Annotated in this window: 23 protein-coding genes, 1 tRNA gene and 1 pseudogene; 11 read left to right on the top strand and 14 right to left on the bottom strand. The window is 53.5% G+C overall.

Translation table 11 applies throughout. The annotated features are described in order from the left end of the window. Positions 1–81: 81 nt before the first annotated feature. Positions 82–1,047: a polyprenyl synthetase family protein gene (locus CJO09_RS04610; RefSeq protein ID WP_119441383.1), complete on the top strand. Its 966-nt coding sequence runs from the start codon at positions 82–84 to the stop codon at positions 1,045–1,047. 21 nt (positions 1,048–1,068) lie between these two features. Then, positions 1,069–1,145: transfer RNA gene (locus tag CJO09_RS04605), tRNA-Pro, on the top strand. A gap of 33 nt (positions 1,146–1,178) precedes the next feature. Here CJO09_RS04605 and CJO09_RS04600 read toward each other — a convergent pair. The 4 genes from CJO09_RS04600 to CJO09_RS04585 all read right to left on the bottom strand — a co-directional run bounded on the left by CJO09_RS04600 (position 1,179) and on the right by CJO09_RS04585 (position 6,621). Further along, a complete protein-coding gene (locus CJO09_RS04600) occupies positions 1,179–2,207 on the bottom strand; it encodes an META domain-containing protein (RefSeq protein ID WP_119441253.1) in 1,029 nt (342 codons plus the stop codon). A 36-nt stretch (positions 2,208–2,243) separates the two neighbouring features. Further along, complete coding sequence (locus tag CJO09_RS04595) at positions 2,244–3,272, bottom strand: GGDEF domain-containing protein (protein WP_119441252.1); 1,029 nt, start codon at positions 3,270–3,272, stop codon at positions 2,244–2,246. Further along, positions 3,269–4,933 (bottom strand): cation:proton antiporter, encoded by a 1,665-nt coding sequence (locus tag CJO09_RS04590; protein WP_119441251.1) that lies wholly within the window; start codon positions 4,931–4,933, stop codon positions 3,269–3,271. Before CJO09_RS04590 ends, CJO09_RS04595 begins: the two co-directional genes overlap by 4 nt. 74 nt (positions 4,934–5,007) lie before the next feature. Further along, positions 5,008–6,621 (bottom strand): FAD-dependent monooxygenase, encoded by a 1,614-nt coding sequence (locus tag CJO09_RS04585; protein ID WP_119441250.1) that lies wholly within the window; start codon positions 6,619–6,621, stop codon positions 5,008–5,010. Positions 6,622–6,830: 209 nt separating this feature from the next. Between CJO09_RS04585 and CJO09_RS04580 the strand changes: the two genes are divergently transcribed. Continuing rightward, positions 6,831–7,721 carry a helix-turn-helix domain-containing protein gene (locus CJO09_RS04580; RefSeq protein WP_158582709.1) on the top strand — a complete coding sequence of 297 codons (891 nt, stop codon included), beginning with the start codon at positions 6,831–6,833 and terminating at the stop codon, positions 7,719–7,721. On the opposite strand, the gene CJO09_RS04575 is transcribed toward CJO09_RS04580, so the two are convergent. Further along, positions 7,711–8,751: a sensor domain-containing diguanylate cyclase gene (locus CJO09_RS04575; RefSeq protein WP_119441248.1), complete on the bottom strand. Its 1,041-nt coding sequence runs from the start codon at positions 8,749–8,751 to the stop codon at positions 7,711–7,713. The genes CJO09_RS04580 and CJO09_RS04575 overlap by 11 nt on opposite strands. Before the next feature lie 129 nt (positions 8,752–8,880). On the opposite strand from CJO09_RS04575, the gene CJO09_RS04570 reads away from it, so the two are divergent. After that, positions 8,881–9,216 (top strand): SMR family transporter, encoded by a 336-nt coding sequence (locus tag CJO09_RS04570; RefSeq protein ID WP_114421286.1) that lies wholly within the window; start codon positions 8,881–8,883, stop codon positions 9,214–9,216. A gap of 7 nt (positions 9,217–9,223) precedes the next feature. Here CJO09_RS04570 and CJO09_RS04565 read toward each other — a convergent pair whose 3' ends face one another. Next, complete coding sequence (locus tag CJO09_RS04565; protein WP_119441247.1) at positions 9,224–9,670, bottom strand: OsmC family protein; 447 nt, start codon at positions 9,668–9,670, stop codon at positions 9,224–9,226. Between the two features lie 161 nt (positions 9,671–9,831). Between CJO09_RS04565 and ilvD the strand changes: the two genes are divergently transcribed. Continuing rightward, the gene (gene ilvD, locus CJO09_RS04560) at positions 9,832–11,715 is read left to right on the top strand and encodes a dihydroxy-acid dehydratase (RefSeq protein ID WP_114421284.1); all 1,884 of its coding nucleotides are present in this window, start codon (positions 9,832–9,834) and stop codon (positions 11,713–11,715) included. Positions 11,716–11,780: 65 nt separating this feature from the next. Here the strand turns inward: ilvD and CJO09_RS15735 are convergent, their stop codons facing one another. Together CJO09_RS15735 and CJO09_RS15920 are read right to left on the bottom strand one after the other, a co-directional pair. Further along, positions 11,781–11,966 carry a hypothetical protein gene (locus tag CJO09_RS15735; RefSeq protein WP_245961216.1) on the bottom strand — a complete coding sequence of 62 codons (186 nt, stop codon included), beginning with the start codon at positions 11,964–11,966 and terminating at the stop codon, positions 11,781–11,783. 18 nt (positions 11,967–11,984) lie between these two features. Next, a pseudogene (locus tag CJO09_RS15920) lies at positions 11,985–12,167 on the bottom strand (helix-turn-helix domain-containing protein); the annotation flags it as partial. A gap of 128 nt (positions 12,168–12,295) precedes the next feature. Here CJO09_RS15920 and CJO09_RS04550 point away from each other — a divergent pair. Continuing rightward, entirely contained in the window at positions 12,296–13,081 is a 786-nt protein-coding gene (locus CJO09_RS04550; RefSeq protein WP_119441245.1) for a helix-turn-helix domain-containing protein, read from the top strand. A gap of 7 nt (positions 13,082–13,088) precedes the next feature. Here CJO09_RS04550 and proB read toward each other — a convergent pair whose 3' ends face one another. The 6 genes from proB to CJO09_RS04520 all read right to left on the bottom strand — a co-directional run bounded on the left by proB (position 13,089) and on the right by CJO09_RS04520 (position 17,980). Then, positions 13,089–14,234, bottom strand: coding sequence for a glutamate 5-kinase (gene proB / locus CJO09_RS04545; protein WP_119441244.1), 1,146 nt, complete (start codon positions 14,232–14,234; stop codon positions 13,089–13,091). A 29-nt stretch (positions 14,235–14,263) separates the two neighbouring features. Continuing rightward, positions 14,264–15,379, bottom strand: a complete 1,116-nt coding sequence (obgE, locus tag CJO09_RS04540) for a GTPase ObgE (protein WP_119441243.1) — start codon at positions 15,377–15,379, stop codon at positions 14,264–14,266. Between the two features lie 87 nt (positions 15,380–15,466). Then, on the bottom strand, positions 15,467–15,727 hold the full coding sequence (gene rpmA, locus CJO09_RS04535) for a 50S ribosomal protein L27 (protein ID WP_114421279.1): 261 nt from the start codon (positions 15,725–15,727) through the stop codon (positions 15,467–15,469). A gap of 29 nt (positions 15,728–15,756) precedes the next feature. Further along, positions 15,757–16,068: a 50S ribosomal protein L21 gene (gene rplU, locus CJO09_RS04530; protein ID WP_114421278.1), complete on the bottom strand. Its 312-nt coding sequence runs from the start codon at positions 16,066–16,068 to the stop codon at positions 15,757–15,759. Between the two features lie 86 nt (positions 16,069–16,154). Then, positions 16,155–17,381 carry a bifunctional glutamate N-acetyltransferase/amino-acid acetyltransferase ArgJ gene (gene argJ / locus CJO09_RS04525; RefSeq protein ID WP_119441242.1) on the bottom strand — a complete coding sequence of 409 codons (1,227 nt, stop codon included), beginning with the start codon at positions 17,379–17,381 and terminating at the stop codon, positions 16,155–16,157. An 83-nt stretch (positions 17,382–17,464) separates the two neighbouring features. Beyond that, a complete protein-coding gene (locus tag CJO09_RS04520; protein ID WP_114421374.1) occupies positions 17,465–17,980 on the bottom strand; it encodes a MarR family winged helix-turn-helix transcriptional regulator in 516 nt (171 codons plus the stop codon). A gap of 214 nt (positions 17,981–18,194) precedes the next feature. Here CJO09_RS04520 and CJO09_RS04515 point away from each other — a divergent pair, with 214 nt between their 5' ends. From CJO09_RS04515 to CJO09_RS04495, 5 genes are read left to right on the top strand one after another with little or no spacing between them, the layout of a single operon-like run. Further along, on the top strand, positions 18,195–20,534 hold the full coding sequence (locus CJO09_RS04515; RefSeq protein WP_119441241.1) for a bifunctional salicylyl-CoA 5-hydroxylase/oxidoreductase: 2,340 nt from the start codon (positions 18,195–18,197) through the stop codon (positions 20,532–20,534). Between the two features lie 5 nt (positions 20,535–20,539). Then, positions 20,540–21,313 carry an SDR family NAD(P)-dependent oxidoreductase gene (locus tag CJO09_RS04510; RefSeq protein ID WP_119441240.1) on the top strand — a complete coding sequence of 258 codons (774 nt, stop codon included), beginning with the start codon at positions 20,540–20,542 and terminating at the stop codon, positions 21,311–21,313. Between the two features lie 26 nt (positions 21,314–21,339). Beyond that, entirely contained in the window at positions 21,340–22,188 is an 849-nt protein-coding gene (locus CJO09_RS04505; protein WP_114421274.1) for an enoyl-CoA hydratase family protein, read from the top strand. Then, positions 22,189–23,361, top strand: coding sequence for an acyl-CoA dehydrogenase family protein (locus tag CJO09_RS04500; protein WP_119441239.1), 1,173 nt, complete (start codon positions 22,189–22,191; stop codon positions 23,359–23,361). Positions 23,362–23,377: 16 nt separating this feature from the next. Continuing rightward, positions 23,378–25,036: an AMP-binding protein gene (locus CJO09_RS04495; protein ID WP_119441238.1), complete on the top strand. Its 1,659-nt coding sequence runs from the start codon at positions 23,378–23,380 to the stop codon at positions 25,034–25,036. Positions 25,037–25,064 lie beyond the last annotated feature (28 nt).

Here is a 25,064-nt window from a genome sequence, read left to right as displayed (position 1 = left end):
GTCATGCGAACGGGTCGCATGACACCGTATAATCAGGGACTTGGCTTTTCCGCCGTTTTATCCAAATATTTTGAGTTTGCCTTGAATATCTCCGAGTTGCTCAGCCCCATTAACGAAGACATGAAAGCCGTCGATGCGGTTATTCGGGAACGCCTGAACTCCGATGTCGTACTGATTCGTACCGTTGGTGATTACATTATTCAGGCCGGCGGCAAGCGTATGCGGCCGGCCATGCTCCTGATGGTGGCGCGGGCGCTGGGATACGAAGGGGCCATGCATCATTTGCTGGCTGCTGTGGTTGAGTTCATTCATACATCCACTTTGCTGCACGACGATGTTGTCGACGAATCCGACTTGCGGCGCGGCCGTAGCACCGCCAATGCGGTATTCGGTAATGCGGCCAGCGTACTGGTGGGTGATTACCTGTATTCGCGCTCTTTTGAAATGATGGTGGAGGCCGACTCCATGCGGGTGATGCAGGTTTTTTCCAAAGCCACCACCATTATTGCCGAGGGCGAAGTGCTGCAGTTGTTGAATGTGCATGACCCCGACGTGTCGCTCGAGCGTTACTTGCAGGTGGTGCGTTATAAAACAGCGAAGTTGTTTGAAGCCGCAGCACAGGTGGGTGCCATTGTGGCGCATGCCTCACCCGAACAGGAAGCGGCTGCGGCGGCTTATGGCAGGCATATCGGCACGGCCTTCCAGTTAATTGACGATGCGCTTGATTACGAAGGTGACGCCGCCGCATTGGGTAAAAATGTGGGCGACGATTTACGTGAAGGCAAGCCCACGTTGCCCTTGATTCGTGCCATGGAGGTGGGGTCGGCGCAGCAGCGGGCGTTTATTCAGGAAGCCATTCGCACCGGCGACGGCGATTTCACGGCCGTGGCGCATGCTATTCAGGAAACCGATGCCTTGCAGTACACACGTGAAACGGCCGTGGAAGAAGCCGAGCTGGCGCGTGAGCAGCTTGGTTTGTTTCCTGCTTCTGCGGCGCAGGAATCTTTGCTAAAATTCTGCTCGTTTGCTGTTGATCGCGACCGCTGAACGGGCGCGATTTTCTTTTGTCGGGGCGTAGCTCAGCCTGGTAGAGTACTGCGTTCGGGACGCAGGAGTCGGAGGTTCGAATCCTCTCGCCCCGACCATTTTTGCCGTCGTTATAAACGTCAATCCTTGAATTAATTCGCTGTCGCCCGAATTTCACCTTCGGGCGTATTCAATATCAAGGTATCGACGGTATCGAAAGATATCCCGTTTACGTCTTTCAGCTGCCCAAGAAAGGTGTGTTCCTGAGTCATCAGCTTTTCGCTGCATGCCATGCGCGTGCTGCCCAGGCCTTTTATTTGCATGCCTTCGCCGGTGAGTGCGTACTCGCCGAAGAAGCGGTTGCACCCGGTGCTGCCGGCTATGCGGTTATTGGGCATGAAATGGATTTCCGGCCTTGTCTGCGCGTTTATTTCGTGGCCGTTTAACTGCGCAACCCGCCAGGTTACCCCTTGAAGTAATCGGTTCGGATCACCGCCACAACCTTGCCATGTGTTTGATTGGTATTGCAGTTCGGCGTGTTGCGGGTAGGACATGCCGCTCATCGTGTCAACGCATAAAGCTTCTTCCACCGTTAGCTTTAGCATATTGGCGCCACTGCCCGCTACAAGGGTTTGGCCCTTTGTTCGGGTGTCGCTGATTTGGGCGTTTTGCGTAAGCGGCGCTTTGCCGGGTTGTGTCAGGGTGGCGTCCCAGCCATCAAAGGCCAGGCTCCAGAATGGCTCGTTTCCAGAGGCTTTATAGGGCGGAATAAGGGTGCCGGCCGGAGCGCAAACAGGGAGTGCTTGGTCTGACCAGGTAACGTTGGCCAATGCACCTTTGCCCCAGAACTCTGTTGTAGGGTCGCCCGGGGCAACATAACGGGCGCCCGACGCCGCCATGGCGGGCATCAAAATGCGGCTTTCATTGTTTACGACTAACTCAAGGGCGTCGCCCAGAAACCGGTATTGCGCTGGTTGACGGGCACAATATAAGGTTTCGAATGGGTGGGTTGTTTGTGAAATTTCGGTAACTCGCAGAGCGGGTTGCGGTGCCCCGGCAGGTGTTGCGAAAGCAGCCTGGCCAAATACACCGACGAAAAGTGCAATTGCGATTTTCAGCGCAAATGAATGGTCGGTGCTTTCTTTAGTTGATGAATGACTGCGTGCGTTCTTAAAGGGCATAACAAAACCTTGTTGATGACAGAGAATTAATCACGTTCAGTTGCTTTGCGCCACTTCAATGCGGTCACGGCCTTGGCCTTTTGCACGGTACAGCGCTTTGTCGGCGCGAATAAGCAGGCTATCGGTTTCGGGCAACAAAACGACAAATTCTTCGCCGCCGTATCGCCCTAATACATCGTTAGGGCGCAACACAGAGCGTACCGTATCGCAAAAATCCACAATGACTTGATCGCCGAAATGGTGGCCGTAAGCGTCATTGATTTGTTTGAAGTTATCAAGATCCAGAATGAGGACGGACACTGGTTTTCCGGATTTTCGGCTGTTTGATAGTTCTGCTTTAGTTTTTTCGAAGAAGGCGCGTCGTGTCAGGGCTGCCGACAATTCATCGTGCTCTGCGTTGTATTGCAGTATTTCTCTGAGGCGTTCGTTAATCATCAGAATGAACCCCAGTGTGCCGATAAAAAATGTCACGCTGAAGGCGCCCAGGTAGAGCACCTGAAGGCTGCTTAAATCAAAAAAGGTATTGGGTCGATCAAAATTTAAAGTCACACTCAGGGCACGCAAAAAGCACGTGACGGCGCCCAACAGAAATGCCGCACCCGTTACAAAACGACCTGTTGTAACGGGACGGCCGTGCAAGGCCAGGTAGCCGAGTCCGGCCAAAATGAACGCCAGGATGCCGGCAACAAAAACAAGGCGAAATTGAAAATTGGGCTGAACGAGTGTGAACCAGACTATAACGGCGGTAAAGGCGACTGTGGCGATGCCGATGAGTCCATGGTGTCTTAGCCGACGGCCGTGATAATGCAGTAATCCGCTTATCATGAGCAGCAGGCTGATGATTAAAAGCAGGTTGGCCAGCACAACACTGAGCAACGGATGCAGTTGTCCTCGGAAATTGAAGAGCAAGCTACAAATCAGGAATATCCAGATACCGATTGTCCAACTGTTGACACCCCGAACGGTTGCGGAAAAGCTTTGGCGCATTGCCAGAAGGATGAGTGCGCTCAGTGCCGTGAGCACGCTGATGATGAAGGCTAATGTGCGCGGTTCGATAAAATTCATTGAGTTTGCGGGGCACAAGCCTTTGCATGAATGAGTTGGGTCATGGATTCAATGGTGTAATCAACCGCATCGTTAATGGGGAAGAATACTTTGGTCGCGCCGAGCTGTTCTAGCAAATGACGATAGTGCTCGTCGCGGGCCACAATTGCAACTTGCTCCTGGGGGTAATGCTTGCGCAAAATGCGTAGCAGATTCATGTTTGCTTCCAGGTCCGGCAAAGTGCTGATGACCCAGGTTTCAGGATGCAAGGGCAGTGTTTCAATAAACTCTTCGTCGGCCCCGTCGCCGTAGTGCACGGGAATGCCGTGGCGCCGGTTTGCTTGTGCAGTTTGCGGGTCGAAATCGACACCTACGACTTTCAGGCCGGCATGTTTTAAGCCATGCGCCAAACGCGTGCCGTATCGACCCAGGCCGAACACAATAACGTCGGGCCGTATTTCGTTGTCGCTGTCTTGCTCCACCGCCAGTTCACGATATGGGTTGTGGCGCTCGAACGGTGAAAGTAAAGGGGAGAGTACGCTGTAAAGTTTCTGGGAATACAGAATCATGTAGGTCGATAAAGCAATCGTAATCAGGCCAACCAAGGTGGTGAGCCCGAGCGCGCTTTGACCCACATGGCCCATGGAAATTCCCATGGCGATAAAAATAATAGAGAACTCGCTGATTTGGGCAACGGTTAAGCCGGCCATGAAGCCGGTACGTTTTCGATAACCCATGTAGCCCATGATCGCCAGCACAATAAGAGGGTTGCCGATTAGAACGAAGGCAGACAAAATGGCCGACGAAAACAGTTCGTCGCCTAAAATTGTGAAGTCCAGCTGCGACCCAAGGTGAATAAAAAAGAATAGCAGCAGAAAGTCTTTAATACCTGAAAGCCGGGCGTTAATAGCGTCGCGATAGCCCGAGGATGCCAGTGCAAATCCGGCCAGGAACGCCCCAGCCTCTTTGCTAAAGCCCGCCCATTCACCCACAGCGGCCAGGCCAGTGCCCAGTGCCATGGCAAAAACAAGTAAAAGTTCTTGCGAACGCGCCATGGCGCCGATGACTTGTGGCAGTACCCATTTTATGAGTGCATACATGCAGACCGCTGCTGTGAGTATTTTCAACATCAACAAGCCCACCAGCATTGCGTCACTGGTGGTGTTGTGTTCCATGCCAAGCGCACTCATGACCATCATGGCAATCACAACGGCAAGGTCTTGAACAATAAGGAAGCCCACGGCGATACGGCCGTGCAGTGAGTCAAGTTCACGCTTGTCTGAAAGAAGCTTGATGATAATAATCGTGCTGGAGAAGGTTAGAGCGACCGCCACGTAAAGGGCTTCTACGGCAGGCTTACCCAGTAGCAGGATCAGTGCGAAGCCAATGATAATGGTGAAAGTCAATTGGCCCAGACCGGTTGCCAAAGCAACCGGCCCAAGTTGCCGGACTTGCTTCAAATCGAGCTTCAAGCCGACCAGAAAAAGCAGTACCGTAATACCAATTTGGGCCAGCAGTTCAATTTGGGAGTGCGCGGAAACAAAGCCGAATGCCGCAGGCCCTACAAGAATACCGACAACAATGTACGTGATGATTAACGGTTGCTTAAGCTTAAGCCCAAGGGCGCCGGCAATCGCGGCAATAATCAGTATGAGGGCGAATTCAGCATAAATTTCAGGCATCGTTTTTTGTAAACGGGGGGTGTGGGAAATTTATGCTCAGTTTAGGCTATGTTGCGCGGAATCTGAACCCTGAATCAACCTTTCCCCATGACGCAGATCAACACATCTTTCATGAAATCCTCTTGCGCGTTTTGATTCGATGTTGCCTTCCACGCAATAAACCCGTCGGGTCGGATCAGGACGGCTCCGCTTTGGGATACTTGGTACCGATGCGTAAACTGTTCGATCGTTTCAGGGGATACGCTTTGCGGGTTCAGGATGTGTGTGTCGAGGGGAATATGCATGGCACTTGCGGCGTGTCGTGTTGCATTGGCCCAGTTGGCGCCGTCGGGGCCAACCAGCAGGACATGATGCTTTGATGCCAGGTCAAGTACCGAAACCGTGTTGCCGTTCTGCTCGAGCAAGAGATGGGGGGCTCGGCTTCCCGGCCTGCCTGCTGCAGTGCGCGGGTCCTCATAAACAAGGGCATGGTCGTTCCTAATCGGCGCTATTGCCGAGGACCGGTACAAATAACCGATTTCCATGTTGAGGTCGTCAACAAACGGTTGCATGCCTGCACGGTCGCGTTCAGGGTGGATCCTGAGCACATAACGGGTGTAGGCTTGTTCCACGGTTAAGGCCGCCACCGGGCGGCGTTCCGCGTCGTAGGTGTCGAGGAGTGCAGGCGCGGCGACACCCTTCAACACCAGTGCCAGTTTCCAGCACAGGTTGTGCATGTCTTGCACGCCGGTGTTGCCGCCGAACCCCCCTGTAGGTGGCATGGTATGGGCCGCATCACCGGCAAGAAATACGCGCCGGTTTGAAAATGTGGCGGCGACGTCGGCAACGGCGCGCCAACGCGCAATATCTTCGATGACAATTTTCACATTGGCGTCGCCGATGCCCTCGCGCACCAGTTCTTCGGCCAGCTCAGGGGTGATCGCGTCGGCAATGTTGTGAGCCTGAGGCCGGTTAACGTCGCCCACTGTATTCACCACCAAAAAGCCGGCTTCGCCACTACGCACCATGCGAAAGAACCCACGCAGTTTGTCATTTTTGACGTAGATGACCCCCAGATTGCGGCCTTCCAGCCAACGGGCGCAATCGGCCTTGAAATAAATTGTGACGCTGTGAGAGAGCTCGCCGTGCCCGACCATTTCAATACCCAGCTTATTGCGAATCGGACTACGGTTTCCATCGGCGGCAATCATATATTTTGCGCGAATGGTGTCTGCTTTCCCTGACTGCAGGTCGCGTACGGTTGCAGTGATCCCTTCATCGTCTTGCGAGAAGTTCACAAGCTCGGTGCTATAGCTGAGTTGGGCGCCAAGCTCTTGGGCGTGTTCGCGCAGCAGGGGTTCCAGGCTTTGTTGCGTCATGAAAAGGCGCCGGCTGGGGCTGTACTGCTCAACGCCGGCGTTCAGGTTTGCAATGTATTGCGCTATTTCGTTTCCGGCCAGCGATTCAACCGCGCTAATTCCGCCGTCGGGGTCGAACTGCTCTTCCGATGCACGACGAACGGCGTCTTCCAGGCCAATGGCGCGAAAGGCTTCCAGCGTACGCAAATGGAAATGACCGGCGCGCGGATGAATAGCGGTGCCTTGATGGCGCTCGACAGCAAGACACTTTACGCCGTGATGCGCGAGCATGGCAGCGGCGGATAGGCCAACCAGGCTGCCACCCACGATAAGGACATCGGTATGAATCATGATAGCGGAGTGAATCGAGTTAGTGATTCAATGAATGTAGATTGTCAGTGTTCGGTTTGCTATCAAGTTCCTGTTAGTCTTTATCAGATTCCGGCTCGGAATTAACCCTAATTTACTGTGCAAGGGGAATGCAAGTGCAAGCAGAGGCAAGAGATATGTGGGCGGGCAAGGGGGAGTTCCCGGTCTCGCAAACACACAGGATTGCTTTCATGCCAGGTAACCATTTGCTTGTTTCAAGCGAGGGTCGCGGATGGCGCAACCTCTATGCGTCGTTGGCAACGGAACAGTCGTGGTCCGCCACCGTGCGGCCGGTCGATCATTTGTGTCTGGCGTATTGTGTCTCGGGTTCCGCTCATATTAAGCGACGAATTTTAGGTACGGGCCAAACGCATGCGGCCGACTTGCGGCCACGCAGTTTTGGCTCGATTCCCTCAGGGGTCGAATCGGGGTGGCAGGTTAACGGCACACCGCAGGTGATGTTGCTTTACTTACGACGTGCCCTGATAGATCAGGTTGTAAATGACGTATTTGAAGGCGATGCTCGTCGGGTGGAAATTCGTCCGATTCTGGGGGAAGGCGAGCCTTTGCTGGAACAGCTTTCTTTGGCGGTATTGGCAAGTTTGCGAATGCCATTCAATTTCGATAACCGTCTGTATATCGACACATTGGCCCATACGATTGCAGTCCAAGCGTTATATGCACTGGGAAGCGGGGTGGTCCCACAGCGTATGGATCGTGCCGCGAAGGGCGGCATTTCGTCAGCCGGCGTGCGTCGTGTGCTGGATTACATTGAAACCGCGCTCGACGACGATTTAAGCATTGTTACTTTGGCGCGCGTTGCCGACTATAGCCCTCATTTTTTTGCCCGGTCTTTTAAAAAGCAGGTTGGACAGACGTTGCATCAGTATGTCTTGCAGCGTCGAATTGAACGTGCGAAACATTTATTGTTGGCGTCTGATCAAGTGGTTGGCCAGATTGCGGCTATGTCCGGATTTTCCAGCCAAAGCCACCTTACCAGTACATTTAAACGGGTCTTTGGGGTGACGCCGGCGGCTTTCCGTGCGGAAAATGGTCGCCCGTTTGTTGTCATTAAGCGCTAAAAAGCGTCACGCCGATCCCGTCGCGTTTTGCATGGTACAGCGCTTTGTCGGCTTGGGCGATGTTGTCGTCCAGGGAGCGTTGAGGGTGAAACCAGGCAAGGCCGACGCTGGCGCTGACTCGTAAGGTTTGGTCGGCATGGGGTAATGGGCTTTTGCTTAAAGCGTTACGCAAACGATGCCCAATTTTGATGGCCTGTTCGCCCGAGCCGGCTTCCAGCAACGCAATGAATTCGTCTCCTCCCCAGCGGCACAGGGCGTCTTCAGTTCTTAACACTTGCTTCATGATGCCTGCAGCGTGGTTAAGAACGATATCGCCAACCTGATGGCCATAGGTATCGTTGATTTGCTTGAAGTTATCGAGATCAATCAGCATTAAAAGCATGCCACGCGCCTGATTGCGTTTTAACGGCGATACTAGCGCGAGCTTCGCCTCAAAAGCCCGCCGGTTCAGCAGCCCCGTTAAAGGGTCTTCATGGGCCAGGCGTTGCATTTCGCCGCGCGCGTGATTCAATTCGTTTAGAAGCTTGTTTTGTGCCTGGTGTATGCGTCGGTACTCCAGCAATAACATTGTTTGCCGTCGCAAAGCTTTCAATAACTCAATCTGTTCCTCCGTTAAAGTGCGCGGTTGATAGTCGAGTACGCATAGGGTGCCCAAAGGGAAGCCGTTATTTGATTTGATGAGCGCACCGGCGTAAAAACGCAATGCTTTATTGTTGCCGCTGACCAGCGGATTCACGCGCGTGCGGGCATCGGTGCGCGTGTCTTCAATAATCATGATGTCTTCTTCAAATAAGGCATGCCGGCAGATTGAAATATCCAATGGCGTTTCCCGAATGCCCAGGCCACGCTCCGCTTTGAACCACTGCCGATCGGCGTCGATGAAGTTAATGACAGCGATTGGTGCGTTGCAAATATAGGCGGCGCAATTGATTAAGTCGGTATAGGCCTGTTCGACGTGTGTATCGAGAATGTCGTAGTCTCGCAAGACCTCAAGTCGACGTTCCTCATTGAAAGAGGCGGTTGGGGGCATAAACAAGGCCTGTACTGGAAGAACAAATAGTCTGTCGGCGCGTCGACAGACTGTCGGTAGTCGCTACACTGATAAGACTTTTATCATAATCAATGGTTCAATTGACCATTTTTGTAACAGGGGTAAGGCATGGGTGGCTGGGGCTATGTGTATCTGGGGGTCGCTATTGTGGCGGAAGTGGTTGGGACAAGTGCGCTGAAAGCATCAGACCAATTTACGCGGTTATGGCCCAGCGTGTTAACTGTGCTGGGCTACGGCATTGCTTTTTATTTTTTATCCCTGACGCTGAAAACGATTCCTACGGGCATTGCTTATGCGATCTGGTCGGGCATTGGCATTGTGCTGATTTCTTTGGTGGGGTGGTGGTACTTTCGCCAGACGCTGGATTGGCCGGCCATTCTGGGCATGGGGTTGATTGTGGCCGGCGTCATTGTCATTAATGTGTTCTCAAAAGCGGTGGCGTAAGTTCCAGTTATTTAAGCTTCTTGCCGTTGGCGTCTGTAATGCTGATATCAATCGGGATGCCTTGCCCAACGCTTTGCGTGACGGTGCAGAACGCTTCAAACTGGGTGAGTACACGTTCAAGATGGCTTAAGTCTTCGGCCGCCGCACCAAGTTGAATGGCGGCATGCATATGGGTGATACGCAAGCGCCCTTGTTCGTTGCGCCCAATGGTGGCCGTTACGTCGCACTCAATGGGCTCGGGGTTCCCGTTGTATTTTTTAATGGCAAAAAACAGGGAGTCGCTCAGGCAATTGCCGACAGCTGCGGCAAGAAACTGCGCCGGTGAGGGGCCTTTCCCTTCGCCGATTGGGGGCGGCTCGTCGCCCAAAATAGTGGGCAGGCTGTTGCCGAAATTGATTTCGAATTGGAAATCTTTCTTTTGCTTGAGTTGAACGGTGACTGATTCGTTGGACATGTTGAGGTTACCTTAATTTTTTCGTCATTCATGATAACCCTCAAGGGCTTTTTTTTGCCAGACCTGTATTTGGTTTCCAGGACATGGGGTTTGTCAACGGGGCAACAGAAGACTTGGTATCATTAAGGCGTTGATTCATCATATATTTCCAGAGACTAATCATGCCGCAATATCGTTCCAAAACTTCTACTCATGGTCGTAACATGGCCGGTGCCCGTGCGCTTTGGCGTGCCACCGGCATGAAAGATGGTGACTTCGAAAAGCCCATTATTGCGGTAGTGAACTCTTTCACCCAGTTTGTACCTGGTCATGTGCATTTGAAAGACATGGGCCAGCTTGTTGCGCGTCAAATTGAGGCTGCGGGCGGGGTGGCCAAAGAGTTCAACACCATCGCCGTCGACGACGGTATTGCGATGGGCCACGGTGGCATGCTCTATTCGCTGCCATCGCGCGAACTGATTGCCGATTCGGTTGAGTACATGGTGAACGCGCATTGTGCCGATGCCATGGTGTGCATTTCAAATTGCGACAAAATCACCCCAGGCATGCTCATGGCTGCCATGCGTTTGAACATCCCCGTGGTTTTTGTGTCGGGCGGCCCCATGGAGGCCGGCAAGGTTATTGACACAAGCAGCAAGAAAATTCTCATGAAGCTCGATTTGGTCGATGCGATGGTGAAAGCGGCCGACGACAGCGTGTCCGACGAAGACCTGGGTGAGATCGAGCGCAGCGCTTGCCCGACATGTGGCTCATGCTCCGGTATGTTTACCGCCAACTCCATGAATTGTCTTACCGAAGCGCTAGGCTTGTCTCTACCGGGTAACGGCACTATTGTGGCCACCCATGCTCGCCGTCGATCGTTGTTTGAAAATGCGGGAAAACTCGTTGTTGAGTTGTGCAAACGCTATTACGAGCAGGATGACGACTCTGTGTTGCCGCGCAATATTGCGACGTTCGAGGCTTTTGAGAACGCCATGACCCTTGATGTGGCAATGGGCGGCTCAACCAATACCGTATTGCACCTGCTGGCAGCCGCCCAGGAAGCCGGCGTTGATTTCACCATGTCTGATATTGATCGCATTTCACGCCATGTGCCGTGTTTGTGCAAAGTGGCACCGGCAACCGAGAAATATCATATTGAAGACGTACATCGTGCCGGCGGGATTTTGGGTATTTTGGCCGAGCTGGCACGTGCCGACCTGCTGAACCTGGATGTAAACAACGTGCATAGTGGCACGTTACGCCACGCCATTGCGCAGTTCGATGTGACGTCTGCTTCTGCGCGTAACGAGGTGGGTGACTTCTTTCGTGCTTCACCGGGCGGCATTCCCACGCAAACCGCATTCAGCCAAGATCGATACTACGACGAGCTGGATCTTGATCGCGAAGGCGGCTGTATTCGCGACAAGGCGCATGCGTATTCGCAAGACGGCGGTTTGGCTGTTTTGTATGGGAATTTGGCACCCAATGGTTGTATTGTGAAGACCGCCGGCGTAGATGAAAGCATTCTGGTATTTACCGGCACAGCCCGTGTTTATGAAAGTCAGGATGACGCAGTTGACGGCATTTTGGGTGGGCAGGTGAAAGCCGGTGAAGTCGTGATTATTCGTTACGAAGGGCCGCGCGGCGGACCCGGTATGCAGGAAATGTTGTACCCCACGTCTTACCTGAAATCCAAAGGCCTGGGTGCTTCGTCTGCGCTGCTTACCGACGGGCGTTTCTCAGGTGGTTCCTCGGGGTTGGTTATTGGGCACGCGTCGCCTGAAGCGGCAGAGGGCGGCAATATTGCCTTGGTGCAAGACGGCGACACAATTGAAATTGATATTCCCAAGCGCCGTATTCACCTGGCCATTTCGGTGGAAGAGCTTGCGGCCCGCAGGGCTGAAATGGAATCCCGTGGTGACAAGGCCTGGAAGCCGGTCAATCGGCAAAGAGTGGTTTCACAGGCTTTGCAAGCTTATGCTGCATTAGCCACGTCGGCCGACCGGGGTGCAGTGCGTGATATCAATCAGGTTGTGTCGCGTACGCGAGCACATTCAAGCTAAGCAATTCATTTACGTTTTCACCCAGGCTGCCCTGTCGGCCCGGTGTTATAAAAGGCATCCGGTTTTTATTTCCCGGATGCCTTTTGATTTAGCATTGTTAACGCAATGGCTTCGACCAAGTCTCGCTTTTCGGCGGGTAGCGAAAAATAATCCACAGGAAGAATTTGTTGGAACGGCCATGTGTAGTGCAACGTGGGTTCACCAATTTTCTTCGTCCCTGAATCCACCGGTATTTTGATCTCAATTTCCATTGGCAGTGTGCCGTTTAGCAGCCAAATGGGGTTCACATTCAAGGCTAAGGCCAATTGAAGAATGTCTCTTGGATGGTATCGCAGTTGGTTCTCGAAATTTGAGATTGCCCCTTGTGACACGTTCGCGCGTTTTGCCAGCTCTTTTTGAGTTAGCTTTCTTAGGTTTCGCGCATACCGGAGGCGTTCTGCTAGCGTATTCACAAACGTGATTGAATAGTGTTATTCAAACACGTTGGTAATAAATAACATCACATATGTGATAATCATATTGTTCAGCGTTATAAAAATTATTAACTTGGACGTTCAATAATCTAGAAGCAGGGGAAGTGGTGCGGGCTAAGCAGTTGAAGTTGATCTGGTTTGATCCATTGTTGAGTGATAATGAGAGTGATAGGTCACAGTCTCTGGTGCAGGCAGTGCGCTACCATTTGGAAAATTATGGTCTGGCGTTCGCTCATTGCGCCGATATGGATTCGGTGTATCAAGAAGCTATGGTGTCGATTGCCGCGTCGAAAATGCAAGATGTGCGTGCCTTGGTTTTACTGAACGCAGACTTCGCTCAAAATTGCGCGGTGGCGCATTATTTAAGGGCGGTCGCCCCGGGGGTGTGCCTTGTTGCGCGTACACCCGATTACAAAGAGCAAACACTTATGCATGCGCTGCAATCGGGGGTCGATGCGTATTTCAGTGGCACGGTGTCACCCTATTTTCTCTCCACTTTGCTATTTAGCCGAATGCGCGCAGCGGGTTTGGCACTGCCGTCGTCAACCCAGGCTGAAGCCAGACCAATGCCCGATTATGGTTGGTGTTTCGCGGAGCAGGCATGGGCAATAGTGAGCCCCGACGGCAAGCGGGTTCGGTTAACGTCCAGCGAACGGGGGTTTATACTGACGATCGTTCAACAGCCCGACATGTGTGCCTCGCACGACGTTCTTATTGACCATTTATGGCCTGATACCCAAAACGCAAAGGAAGGCGGGCGCGAGCGGATGAACGTGATGATGAGTCGTTTGCGTCAGAAATTCAAGCGCAAAGGGCTTGAGTTGCCCATTCGCGCACTTCACGGCAATGGTTATATGTTTTACGGGCCATTTCTGGAGCAACGCTATAGCTAGGCGGCTGTTAGGGCTGCGCAGGGCGGCGCAGAAAAACCATGTTGTCCCGGTGCATCAGCTCTTCGTCCGACATGACACCCAGGATTTCCGCTATTCGGTTACTGGGCTGCCGCATAATGCGGCGGGTGTCGGCTGCAGAATAATTAATTAACCCGCGCCCGCATTCCACCCCTTTTGGGTCGACGCAGGCAACTACATCGCCGCGTTCAAATTCGCCTTCAACGGCAACGACGCCGATAGGCAGCAGGCTTTTGCGGCCGGTTGTTAAGGCTTTGACGGCGCCTTCATCGAGTGTAACCCGGCCACGCAAGCGCAAATGGTTGGCTATCCAGCGTTGACGCGCCGATCGAATGGGAAGCTGTGCGCGCAGCTCTGTGCCAATGCGTTCTCCATTCGATAAGCGGATCAAAACATCGGGTTCCCGCCCGGAAGCAATCACAGTGTGGGCGCCACTATTGGCGGCCCGGCGGGCGGCCAATACTTTGGTTAGCATTCCGCCGGTGCCAATGCCACTGCCCGCGCCTCCTGCCATTGCCTCTAGTTCCGGGTCTCCGGCTTGCGCTTGAGTAATCAGTTTTGCTTCGGGATTCCTGCGCGGGTCGGCATCGTAGAGCCCCGGTTGATCCGTGAGAATGACCAGGGCATTTGCTTCAATAAGGTTGGTAACCAATGCCCCTAGTGTGTCGTTATCCCCCAAACGGATTTCATCTGTGACGACTGTGTCGTTTTCGTTAACAATCGGAACGACGCCCAGCGACAACAAGGTGTAGATGGTTGTGCGTGCGTTCAGGTAACGTTCCCGATCGGCCAGATCTTCATGCGTTAACAAGATTTGGGCTGTGCGAATGGCGTGGCGTCCGAACGCAACTTCATAGGCTTGAACAAGCCCCATTTGCCCTACTGCCGCAGCGGCCTGGAGCTCATGCATTGTGTGTGGTCGGGTTTTCCATCCTAGTCGTGCCATGCCTTCGGCCACCGCCCCACTGGAAACCAGAACGACTTCCCGGCCTTGGGCGTGAAGTGCGGCGATTTGGGAGGCCCATTCGCCAACGGCTTGCAGATCGATGCCTTGACCTTCATTGGTAACCAGAGAGGAACCGACTTTTGCAACAACGCGCTTGGCTTGGGCGACAACGGATGTAAGGGTCGACATGGACGCAGTGAATAAACTATGAGTAAGATTTAATCGGCATTGTTCAGGGGTCCGCGCGAATCATCGAAGCGGGGGTCTTCTGCCTGATAAACACCTTCCGCCTTATCGGATTCTACGTTTTCCTTTTCCTTTTCGACATCCAGCCAGTCTTGCAGCGCCCAGATTAATTCCTGCGTGCCGTTGCCGGTAAGTGCTGAAATAGCGAAAACCGGACCTTTCCACCCGAGTGCCTCGCAGAAGCGTTTCTGAGTTTCGGTCGGGTCCTCGACCATGTCGAGTTTGTTCAATACGAGCCAGCGCGGCTTTTCGTAGAGGGCCTCATCGTACTTGCGCAGTTCTTCGGTAATGGCGCGAGCCCCTTCAACCGCGGCCTCTACCGGATCAATTGAGGGGTCGGGTGAGGATAGGTCGACCAAATGCAACAGCACTCGAGTGCGGGACAAATGACGTAAAAACAAATGCCCCAGACCGGCACCTTCGGAGGCACCTTCGATCAGGCCGGGAATATCGGCGATGACGAAACTGCGCGATTCTGAGGTGCGCACAACCCCCAGGTTGGGGTGCAGTGTGGTGAAGGGGTAGTCGGCGATCTTGGGCTTGGCGTTTGAAACCTTACTGATAAGCGTTGATTTACCCGCATTGGGCAGGCCTAACAAGCCAACGTCGGCCAAAACTTTCAGTTCAAAACGTAAGCGCCGCTGCTCACCTTCTTTGCCATAGGTGAACTGGCGGGGCGCGCGGTTTGTACTGGATTTGAAATGAATGTTGCCTCGGCCCCCTTCACCGCCGGCAGCCAGCATGGCTTTCTCACCATGGTGGTTCAGGTCGAACAATTGTTCGTCTGTGTCGGCATCGTAAACGACGGTGCCAACGGGTACGCGCAGCGTGATGTCGGCAGCACCCGCCCCGTATTGATCGGAGCCACGCCCATTTTCGCCGTTCCTGGCCCGATGCAGGCGGGCATAGCGATAATCGACCAGCGTGTTGATGTTGCGGTCGGCAATAGCAATAATGCTGCCGCCCCTGCCGCCGTCGCCGCCGTCAGGCCCGCCTTTCGGAATGAATTTTTCGCGGCGAAAGCTCGCCGACCCATTGCCGCCTTTGCCGGCAATGACTTCAATGGTGGCTTCGTCAACGAATTTCATAAGTACAGACCATAAAAGGTTTCAAGAGGTATTCTAAAACAAAAAGCCCTACCGTCTGGTAGGGCTTTGCGTTCGGTTCAATGCAGATTAGTCTGCAGCAACAACCGAGACGGTACGCTTGTTCAATGCGCCTTTGATGGCGAATTTAACTTTGCCGTCGACCAGCGAGAACAGCGTGTGGTCTTTGCCCATACCGACATTGGTGCCGGGGTGGAATTTTGTGCCGCGCTGACGAATGATGATGGATCCGGCATTGATGGCTTGGCCACCATATACCTTCACACCCAGTCGTTTCGATTCTGAATCGCGACCGTTCCGCGTTGAGCCGCCGCCTTTCTTTTGTGCCATGTTTAGCTCCTGTTAACCTGGTTCAAGCATTAAGCCGTAACGGCTTCGATGCGAATCTCGGTGTAGTTTTGACGATGGCCCTGACGCTTCTGATAGTGCTTGCGACGACGCATTTTGAAGATCTTGACCTTGTCGTGCCGGCCTTGTGCAAGAACTGTTGCCTTAACCACGGCGCCGTCAACCAAAGGCGTACCAATTTTCAATTGATCACCTTCGCCAACCGACAAAACCTGGTCTAGCGTAATTTCTTGCCCTATGTCTGCCGGTATCTGTTCTACCTTAAGTTTTTGGCCGGCTGCAACACGATACTGTTTGCCGCCGGTTTTTATGACCGCGTACATGTGGGTAACCCTTTTAAATTACATTGCTGGCAAAATGCCAAGCTCAAGATAATATACTGAAAACGTTCTATAAGTCAACCACTTAATCACGACCGGTAGTCGGCGTTGATGCTCACGTATTCATGCGAGAAATCGCTTGTGTAAACGGTTTCGGTGGTATTGCCCCGGCCGAGTGCAATGCGTACAAGGATCTCAGCCTCTTTCATGACGCGTTGGCCCGCTTCTTCTGCATAATCCGGGTTACGCCCGCCTTGGCTGGCCACCAGAACGTCGCCCAACCATAAATTAACCTTGCCGACGTCCAGATCGTTGACGCCTGCGTAACCCACGGCTGCCAAAATACGACCAAGATTGGGGTCGCTGGCGTAGAACGCCGTTTTAACCAACGGGGAGTGGGCAACGGCATAAGCCACTTTCAGTGCTTCTTCCTGGCTCGCAGCCTGCTCAACCCGGATAGTGATGAATTTGGTTGCGCCCTCGGCGTCACGCACGATTTTCTGGGCCAGATCCAGGGCGGCGTCGGCCAAAGCCCGATAAAGTTCGCTGTACAAAGGGTGGTGCGTGGAGTCGATATGCAGGCCGCTTTGGCCGGTTGCCATAATAATGAAGGAGTCGTTTGTGGAAGTGTCGCCGTCAACCGTGATGCGATTGAATGAGCGATTGGCAATCTCCCGCGTCATATCGGCCAGCAGGCCGGGCGGAATACCCGCGTCAGTAGCCAGGTAGCCCAGCATGGTTGCCATGTTCGGGCGTATCATGCCGGCGCCTTTGCTAATGCCGGTCAGGGTAACGGGTTGACCGCCCAATTCAATTTTCTTCGACACGATTTTAGGCTGCGTATCGGTGGTCATAATGCTGTGGGCGGCGTTGAACCAGTTGTCGGCTGTCAGGTTCTGCACAGCGGCGGGCAGCGCCTTGATAAGCCGGTCTACCGGTAAAGGCTCCAGAATCACGCCGGTGGAAAAGGGCAGAATTTGGTTTGGAGAAATATGGAGCAATTTTGCGACTGCTTCACAGGTTTCGTGGGTGGCTTTTAACCCGCTTGGTCCGGTTCCTGCGTTGGCGTTACCCGTGTTGATAACCAAAGCGCGAATGTCGCTGTTTTCCGCCAAATGTTGTTCACACACTTGTACCGGCGCGGCACGAAAGCGGTTTTGCGTGAAGACGCCGGCAACCGAACTACCGGGCGCAAGCTGAAAAACGGTGAGGTCTTTGCGACCCTGTTTGCGAATGCCGGCTTCGGTAATGCCGATTTCAACTCCCGCAACAGGAAGAATGGTTTCGGGCGCAGGAATATGCAGGTTTACAGCCATATGGGGTCTCGCAAAAAGTAGGTGACCAAGATGCAAAACGCCATTTTATCGTAGCTTGGGCATGTTGCCGGAGACGTTGGAGCTTATTTTTCGTTGCTTTGCAGGCGGGTCTGGGCCAGCAGTTTGAGTTCGCCAAGTGCTTCGAACAGCGCCTGTCGACTGTGTTCTGAAAGGCTCCCGAACAGGCCCCGGATCCATTGCTCGTGGGCATCGGCCATGCGTTTGAAGCTGCGCTTGCCTTTTGGGGTAAGCCGGATAATGGAGCTGCGACGGTCGGAGGCGACCTTAATGCGTTCAACCAATCCTTCTTTTTCGAGTTGATCGGTAATGCCTGTGATGTTGCCGTTGGTGACCATCATGTGGCGCGACAACTCGCTCATTTTCATGCCTTCCGGGACACGCAACAGTTGCGCCATCAGGTCGAAGCGGGGTAGCGTCGTTTCAAAATCGGTGCGTAACCTGCTGCGAATGTCGCCCTCAATAAGATTGCAACAGGTTAGCAAACGAAGCCAGAGACGCAGATCATCGTGATCGTTCGGGCCCGCGCGACTTTCCAGGTCGGGTGTGGCGTCGTCGGATGAGTGGGTTAGGATGGTCATGTCGTTAACGCAGTTTCCAGGCCGTAAATTTAAATAAGTTAGGTCAACCCTTGGGCTTGCAACAAGAACATAGTTTAATCTTAAAGTTTCATTTTGGGGCATTTTCTTTGCCCCGCTTAAGTCGTTGACGCATTTAAAAAAATCTTGCATCTGCTTTTTTTTATGTATATAGTTTAAGCCTAAAGTAAATATTCAGCCTTTTCGGAGAACGCTCATGAATATCGTTTGTATTGGCGGAGGTCCCGCCGGCTTGTATTTTGGTTTGCTGATGAAGCTCAGTGACCCAAGCCACGAAATTACCATTATCGAGCGCAATCGACCGTATGACACGTTTGGCTGGGGCGTTGTGTTTTCAGACGCAACGCTGGAGAACCTGCGCGAAGCGGATCCGGTCTCGGCCGAGAAAATTGCCCTGGCATTCAACCACTGGGACGATATTGAAACGCATTACAAAGGCAAAAGTATTCGCAATAGCGGCCACGGTTTTATTGGCATTGGTCGTAAAAAGCTGCTGAATATTCTTCAAGAACGCTGTGAAGAAGTGGGCGTCAAACTGGTGTTTGAAACCGATGTATCCGACGACCAGGAGATCGCCGAAAAATACAACGCCGATCTCGTCATTGCGTCCGATGGCTTAAACAGCAAAATTCGGACTCGTTACGAGGATACATTCAAGCCCGACATCGATGTGCGCAAGTGTCGTTTCGTATGGTTGGGTACCGAAAAAACATTTGATGCCTTTACCTTTGCGTTTGTAAAAACCGAACACGGCTGGTTTCAGGCGCATGCGTATCGGTTCGAGCCAGGGATGTCGACCTTTATTGTGGAAACACTGGACGAAACCTGGAAAGCGCACGGTATCGACAAAATGAGTCAGGAAGACGGCATCGCTTTTTGCGAAAAAATCTTCGCCCCCTGGCTCGATGGCAATAAGCTGATCAGCAATGCGTCACACTTGCGCGGTTCGGCTATCTGGATTCAATTCCCCCGCGTTATTTGTGATACCTGGGTGCATTACCAACCCTTACCCAGCGGTCGTAAAGTACCGGTCGTACTGATGGGCGATGCGGCCCATACGGCGCACTTCTCAATTGGCTCGGGTACCAAGCTGGCTCTGGAAGACGCGATTGAATTGAACCGGTGCCTGATGGCCAAGAACTACAACGTTGAAGAGGGTTTGCAACACTATCAGGAAGTGCGTAGCGTTGAGGTTCTGAAGATCCAGAACGCAGCACGCAATTCTACGGAATGGTTCGAGAATGTGGCGCGCTATGCCAACTTCGAGCCCGAGCAGTTTGTCTACTCCATGCTGACTCGCTCGCAGCGTATTTCGCATGAGAATTTGCGTTTGCGCGATCCGAAGTGGCTTGAAGGTTTTGAGCGCTGGTTGGCAACACATTCAGGTGTGAAAGAGCAGGGCGAGCGCCCGGTTCCCCCTATGCATACACCGTTTACGGCGCGCAGCGTGACCTTGAAGAATCGTATCGTTATGTCGCCGATGGCGATGTATTCTTGCGTTGACGGTGTACCGGGTGACTTCCATTTGGTTCACCTGGGCTCTCGCGCCATGGGCGGCGCAGGCATGGTGATGGTGGAAATGACCTGCGTTTCGCCGGAAGCACGCATCACTCCGGGATGCCCGGGGCTATGGACGGATGAGCAAGGTGCGGCGTTTAAACGTATTGTTGACTTCGTCCATCAGAACACCGACGCCAAAATTGGATTGCAAATTGGTCACGCCGGCCGTAAAGCGTCTACCAAGGTAAGTTGGGAAGGCACCGATTTACCGCTCGATTCCGGCAATTGGCCTATTGTTTCGGCTTCTCCCATTCCGTACATCGAAGGTGTGTCGCAAGTTCCGCAGGAAATGACGCGCGCTCAAATGGATGAAGTGAAGGAGCAGTTTGTAGCGGCGACCCGTCGTGCAGTTGAAGCTGGTTTCGACTGGCTGGAACTGCACTGCGCTCACGGCTATCTACTTTCAAGCTTTATCTCGCCTATTACAAACGTGCGTACTGATGAATACGGCGGCTCGTTGGATAACCGTTTGCGCTACCCGCTTGAAGTTTTTGAAGCGGTACGCAAGGTTTGGCCCGAAAGCTTGCCAATGTCGGTACGTATCTCTGCTCACGATTGGGTGGAAGGCGGGATTACGCCCGACGATGCCATTGAAATTGCGCGTCGCTTCAAGGCGGCCGGTGTTGACTTGGTCGACTGTTCTTCCGGGCAAGTATCCAAAGAAGAGCAGCCGGTCTATGGCCGCATGTATCAAACGCCATTTTCCGATCGGGTACGCAATGAAGCCGAGGTGGCCACCATTGCAGTGGGGGCCATTTTCGAGGCCGACCACGTGAACAGTATTATTGCGTCCGGTCGTGCCGATCTGTGTGCTTTGGCGCGCCCGCATCTGGCGGATGCCGCCTGGACATTGCGTGAGTCGGCAAAAATTGGCTATCAAGACGTAACGTGGCCCAAACAGTACTTCCCTGCCAAGCGTCAGTTGGAAACCAACTTTGAGCGGGCCGCTGCTTACGCAAAATCCATCGGAGGTTAATTGTGATGACACAAGCACGCCATGCCTTAGTAACCGGCGCCGCACGCGGTATCGGTTTAATCGTGGCCCAGCGCCTCTTGCAACAAGGCTGCCGCGTGACCTTAATGGGGCGCAACGTGCAGGCGTTGGAGCAAGCCGCACAACAGCTTAAGCCGCTGGGTGAGGTAGGCTTCGTTGCCGGCGACGTGGGCAGTGCGCAGAACGTTGAGGCCGCTTTTGCCAAAGCCCGCGACCAATTCGGCCCGATCGACATCCTGGTGAACAATGCAGGTCAGGCCGTCAGTGAGCGGTTTGATCGCATGACGCAAGAGGCCTGGCACAGTATGTTGTCGGTGAACTTAACCGGCACGTTTCATTGTATCCAGGCGGCTTTGCCCGATATGCTCGCCAAGAGGTGGGGCCGTATTGTGAATGTTGCCAGTACTGCCGGGTTGCAAGGCTATGCTTATGTATCGGCTTACTGCGCAGCCAAACATGGGGTTGTGGGTTTAACCCGTTCCTTGGCGCTTGAAGTTGCCCGGAAAGGCATTACGGTGAACGCCGTGTGCCCGGGTTACACGGAAACCGATTTGGTGCGCGACGCGCTCGATAACATTATGGAAAAAACCGGCATGACGCTCGACCAGGCGCGTGCCAAACTGGCGGAGTCAAATCCCCAGGGGCGCCTGGTGCAGCCCGAGGAAGTAGCCGATGCCGTGGCCTGGTTATGTCAGTCGGGTGCCGGCGCTGTTAACGGACAATCGATCCCCGTAGACGGGGGGGAAGTGATGGTGGGCTAAGCGCGCACCGGAACCTGGAGAAATCTATGAGTACTGAACACACAATGGAACATCACAAGGGCCCCATGGCGGGATACCAGCCCAAGAACTTTTTGTGGTCCGTGTCCGACGATGGCAAAGTTGCCACTATTTCCTTGAATCGTCCCGAACGCAAGAATCCACTTACGTTTGAGTCGTATGCAGAGTTGCGTGATTTGTTCCGCAAGTTGGTTTATGCAAGCGACATTAAAATTGTTGTGGTCACCGGCTCGGGCGGGAATTTTTGCTCGGGGGGCGATGTACACGAAATTATTGGCCCGCTGACCAAAATGACCATGCCCCAACTGCTGGATTTCACCCGCATGACGGGTGATTTGGTCAAAGCCATGCGCAATTGCCCGCAACCGATTATTGCGGCGGTCGATGGTGTATGTGCCGGAGCAGGCGCGGTTGTGGCCCTGGCTTCCGACATGCGTTTGGCCACCGAGCAAACCAAAACGGCCTTTTTGTTTACCCGCGTAGGCTTGGCCGGCGCCGATATGGGGGCTTGCGCGTTGTTGCCCCGCGTTATTGGTCAGGGCCGCGCTTCAGAGCTGCTGTATACCGGTCGTTCCATGTCTGGGCAGGAAGGCCTTAACTGGGGTTTCTTTAATAGCCTGCATGCGTCTGAAGAGGTTTTGGGTGCGGCCCAAGATCTGGCGCGTCGCCTGGCCGATGGCCCCACCTTTGCGCATTCCATGACGAAAAAAGCGCTGCATCAAGAGTGGTCGATGGGTGTTGATGAGGCGATTGAAGCCGAAGCCCAGGCACAGGCAATCTGCATGCAGACACAAGACTTCCATCGTGCCTATCATGCGTTTGTTGCCAAGCAAAAACCCGTGTTCGAAGGTGATTAAATGACAGACTTCAGCTGGCTCGACTGGCCGTTTTTTGATGAGCGTCACCCGCCGTTTGCGCGTGAGCTTGACCAATGGTGTGCCGAACACCTGGCCCACATCGATCACCACGATACCGATGAGGCCTGTCGGCAGTTGGTGAAAGCGCTGGGACACGGTGGGTGGCTCAACGTAGCGGTTCCTCAAGGGCCTGATGGTCGCTGGGGCGGACGTTGGCCGGAAATAGATTCCCGTGCGTTATGTATCGTGCGTGAAACCTTGGCCCGCCACGAAGGGTTGGCTGACTTTGCGTTTGCCATGCAAGGCCTGGGTAGCGGCGCTATTTCCATTGCCGGCAGCGACGCGTTGCGCGAAAAATATTTGCCCCGCGTGGCCAGTGGCGATGCGATTGCGGCTTTTGCCCTTTCTGAGCCCGATGCCGGGTCGGATGTCGCGGCAATGAGTTGCGAGGCTGTGCTGGATGGCGACCATTATGTGTTGAATGGTGAAAAAACCTGGATATCGAATGGGGGCATTGCCGATTTCTACTGCGTGTTTGTACGCACAGGCGAGGCCCCGGGCGCGCGAGGCATTACGGGCTTTGTAGTGGATGCCGACACACCGGGGTTGAATATTGCAGAACGAATCGATGTGATCGCACCGCATCCGTTGGCGCGTTTGCATTTCGATAACTGTCGGGTGCCGGTCAGTCAGCGTTTGGGTGAAGGTGGCCAAGGGTTCAAAATCGCCATGATGACGCTGGACATTTTCCGGGCGTCGGTGGCGGCCGCGGCACTGGGCTTTGCACGCAGAGCATTGCAGGAAGGTTTGGCTCGTGCCAAATCACGCAAAATGTTCGGTCAAACATTGGGTGATCTGCAGTTAACTCAAGCGGCGCTCGGTGATATGGCCATGGAAATCGACGCAGCGGCTTTGCTCACATACCGTGCCGCCTGGATGCGCGATGTACAAAAACAGCGCACGACGCGTGAAGCGGCCATGGCCAAAATGGCGGCAACCGAATCGGCTCAGCGTGTTATTGATCGCGCCTTACAAATGTTCGGTGGCTTGGGTGTTAAATCCGGCGAGCCGGTTGAAAAACTTTATCGGGAAATTCGTGCACTACGTATTTACGAAGGGGCAACCGAAGTACAGAAATTGATTATTGCTCGCGAATTACTCAAAAACAGTTAAGCCGAAGGAGAGATAAATGGAACGGTCTGCTCATAAGGACACCTTTGCCCGAGACAATTTGCCACCGCTTGAGCAGTGGCCGGAATTGTTGCTCGACGGCAATCCTGATGTTGCTTATCCGGCGCGTTTGAATTGTGCCGTCGAGTTGGTTGATGTCCATGTGAATGAAGGGCGTGGAGACCGTGTTGCCCTGCGCTGGCGCGAGGGCGACAACAAAAAAACCATGACATACAAAGAACTCATGGTCTTAACCAATCAAATAGCGCAGGTTCTTATCGACGATATGAAACTGGTGCCGGGCAACCGCGTGTTATTACGCGGCCCGAACAACCCCATGATGGCGGCCTCTTGGCTTGCCGTGGTTAAAGCCGGGCTGGTGGTAGTGCCTACCATGCCGCTGTTGCGCGCCAGTGAACTGAAGCCTATTGTTGAAAAAGCTGAAATCACAGCCGTGTTATGCGATAAGCGCTTAGGTGACGAGGTGGAACATTGCCTCGACAGCAACCACCCTGCATACTGCCCGCAGTTGAAAGAGGTTCGGTACTTCTGCGACGACAGTGCCGATTCACTGGAATCGTTGGTGAAAACCAAATCTGAAACGTATGTGGCATGTGATACGGCCGTTGATGACGTCTGCCTGATTGCATTCACCAGCGGCACAACCGGCAAACCTAAAGGTTGCATGCATTTCCATCGCGACGTGCTGGCCATGTGTGACACGTTCTCCAAGCATACTTTAAGAACACACGCCGACGACATTATTACCGGTACACCACCTCTGGCCTTCACCTTTGGATTGGGCGGCATGCTGTGCTTTCCGCTACGGGTCGGTGGGTCAACGGTACTCATTGAAAAGCTTACGCCGGAAGAATTGCTTAAAACGGTCGACGATTTTGGTGTCACCATGACATTTACGGCGCCCACGTTCTACCGCCAAATGGCGCCGCTGGTTGGCCGTTTTTCTCTGGCCACTTTGAAGAAAACGGTATCGGCCGGCGAGGCTTTGCCCGACGCAACGCGCCAGCTTTGGAAAGAGGCAAGCGGCATTGAAATGATCGATGGCATTGGCGGCACGGAAATGATTCACGTGTTTGTGTCCAGCCCGCCTGAAGAGGTGCGTCGTGGTGCCATTGGTCGGGTCGTACCGGGTTACGTCGCGCAGGTGGTCGACGACGATTTCAAACCTTTGCCTCCGGGTGAGGTGGGGCGTTTGGCCGTCAAAGGCCCAACGGGTTGCCGTTATCTGAATGATGAACGCCAAATGAAGTTTGTTCAGAATGGCTGGAATTTGCCCGGCGATACCTTCAAGATGGATGACGACGGCTACTTCTTTTACCAGGCGCGCAACGACGACATGATTATTTCCGCCGGGTACAACATTGCCGGGCCGGAAGTGGAAGACGCCTTGCTGGCTCATGAAGCGGTGGCCGAATGCGGCGTTATCGGCCAGCCTGATCCCGATCGCGGCAATATCGTTAAAGCTTTTATTGTGCTGAAACCGGGCTTCGAAGCGAACGATGCCATGGTTAAAACATTGCAGGATCACGTTAAGAACCAAATTGCACCCTATAAATATCCGCGTGCAATCGAGTTCGTTAAAACATTGCCCCGTACTGAAACCGGCAAGCTTCAGCGCTTTGTATTGCGCCAGAAAGAGCAGGGTCAGAAGGGCTGAATCGGTTTATTCATTGATTTTTACGAGG

The sequence above is a fragment of the Neopusillimonas maritima genome, assembly GCF_003576595.1.
Taxonomy (GTDB): Bacteria; Pseudomonadota; Gammaproteobacteria; order Burkholderiales; family Burkholderiaceae_B; genus Neopusillimonas; species Neopusillimonas maritima.
Note: the sequence above shows the minus strand (reverse complement) of the source record. Positions and strands in the feature narration are given on the sequence as shown.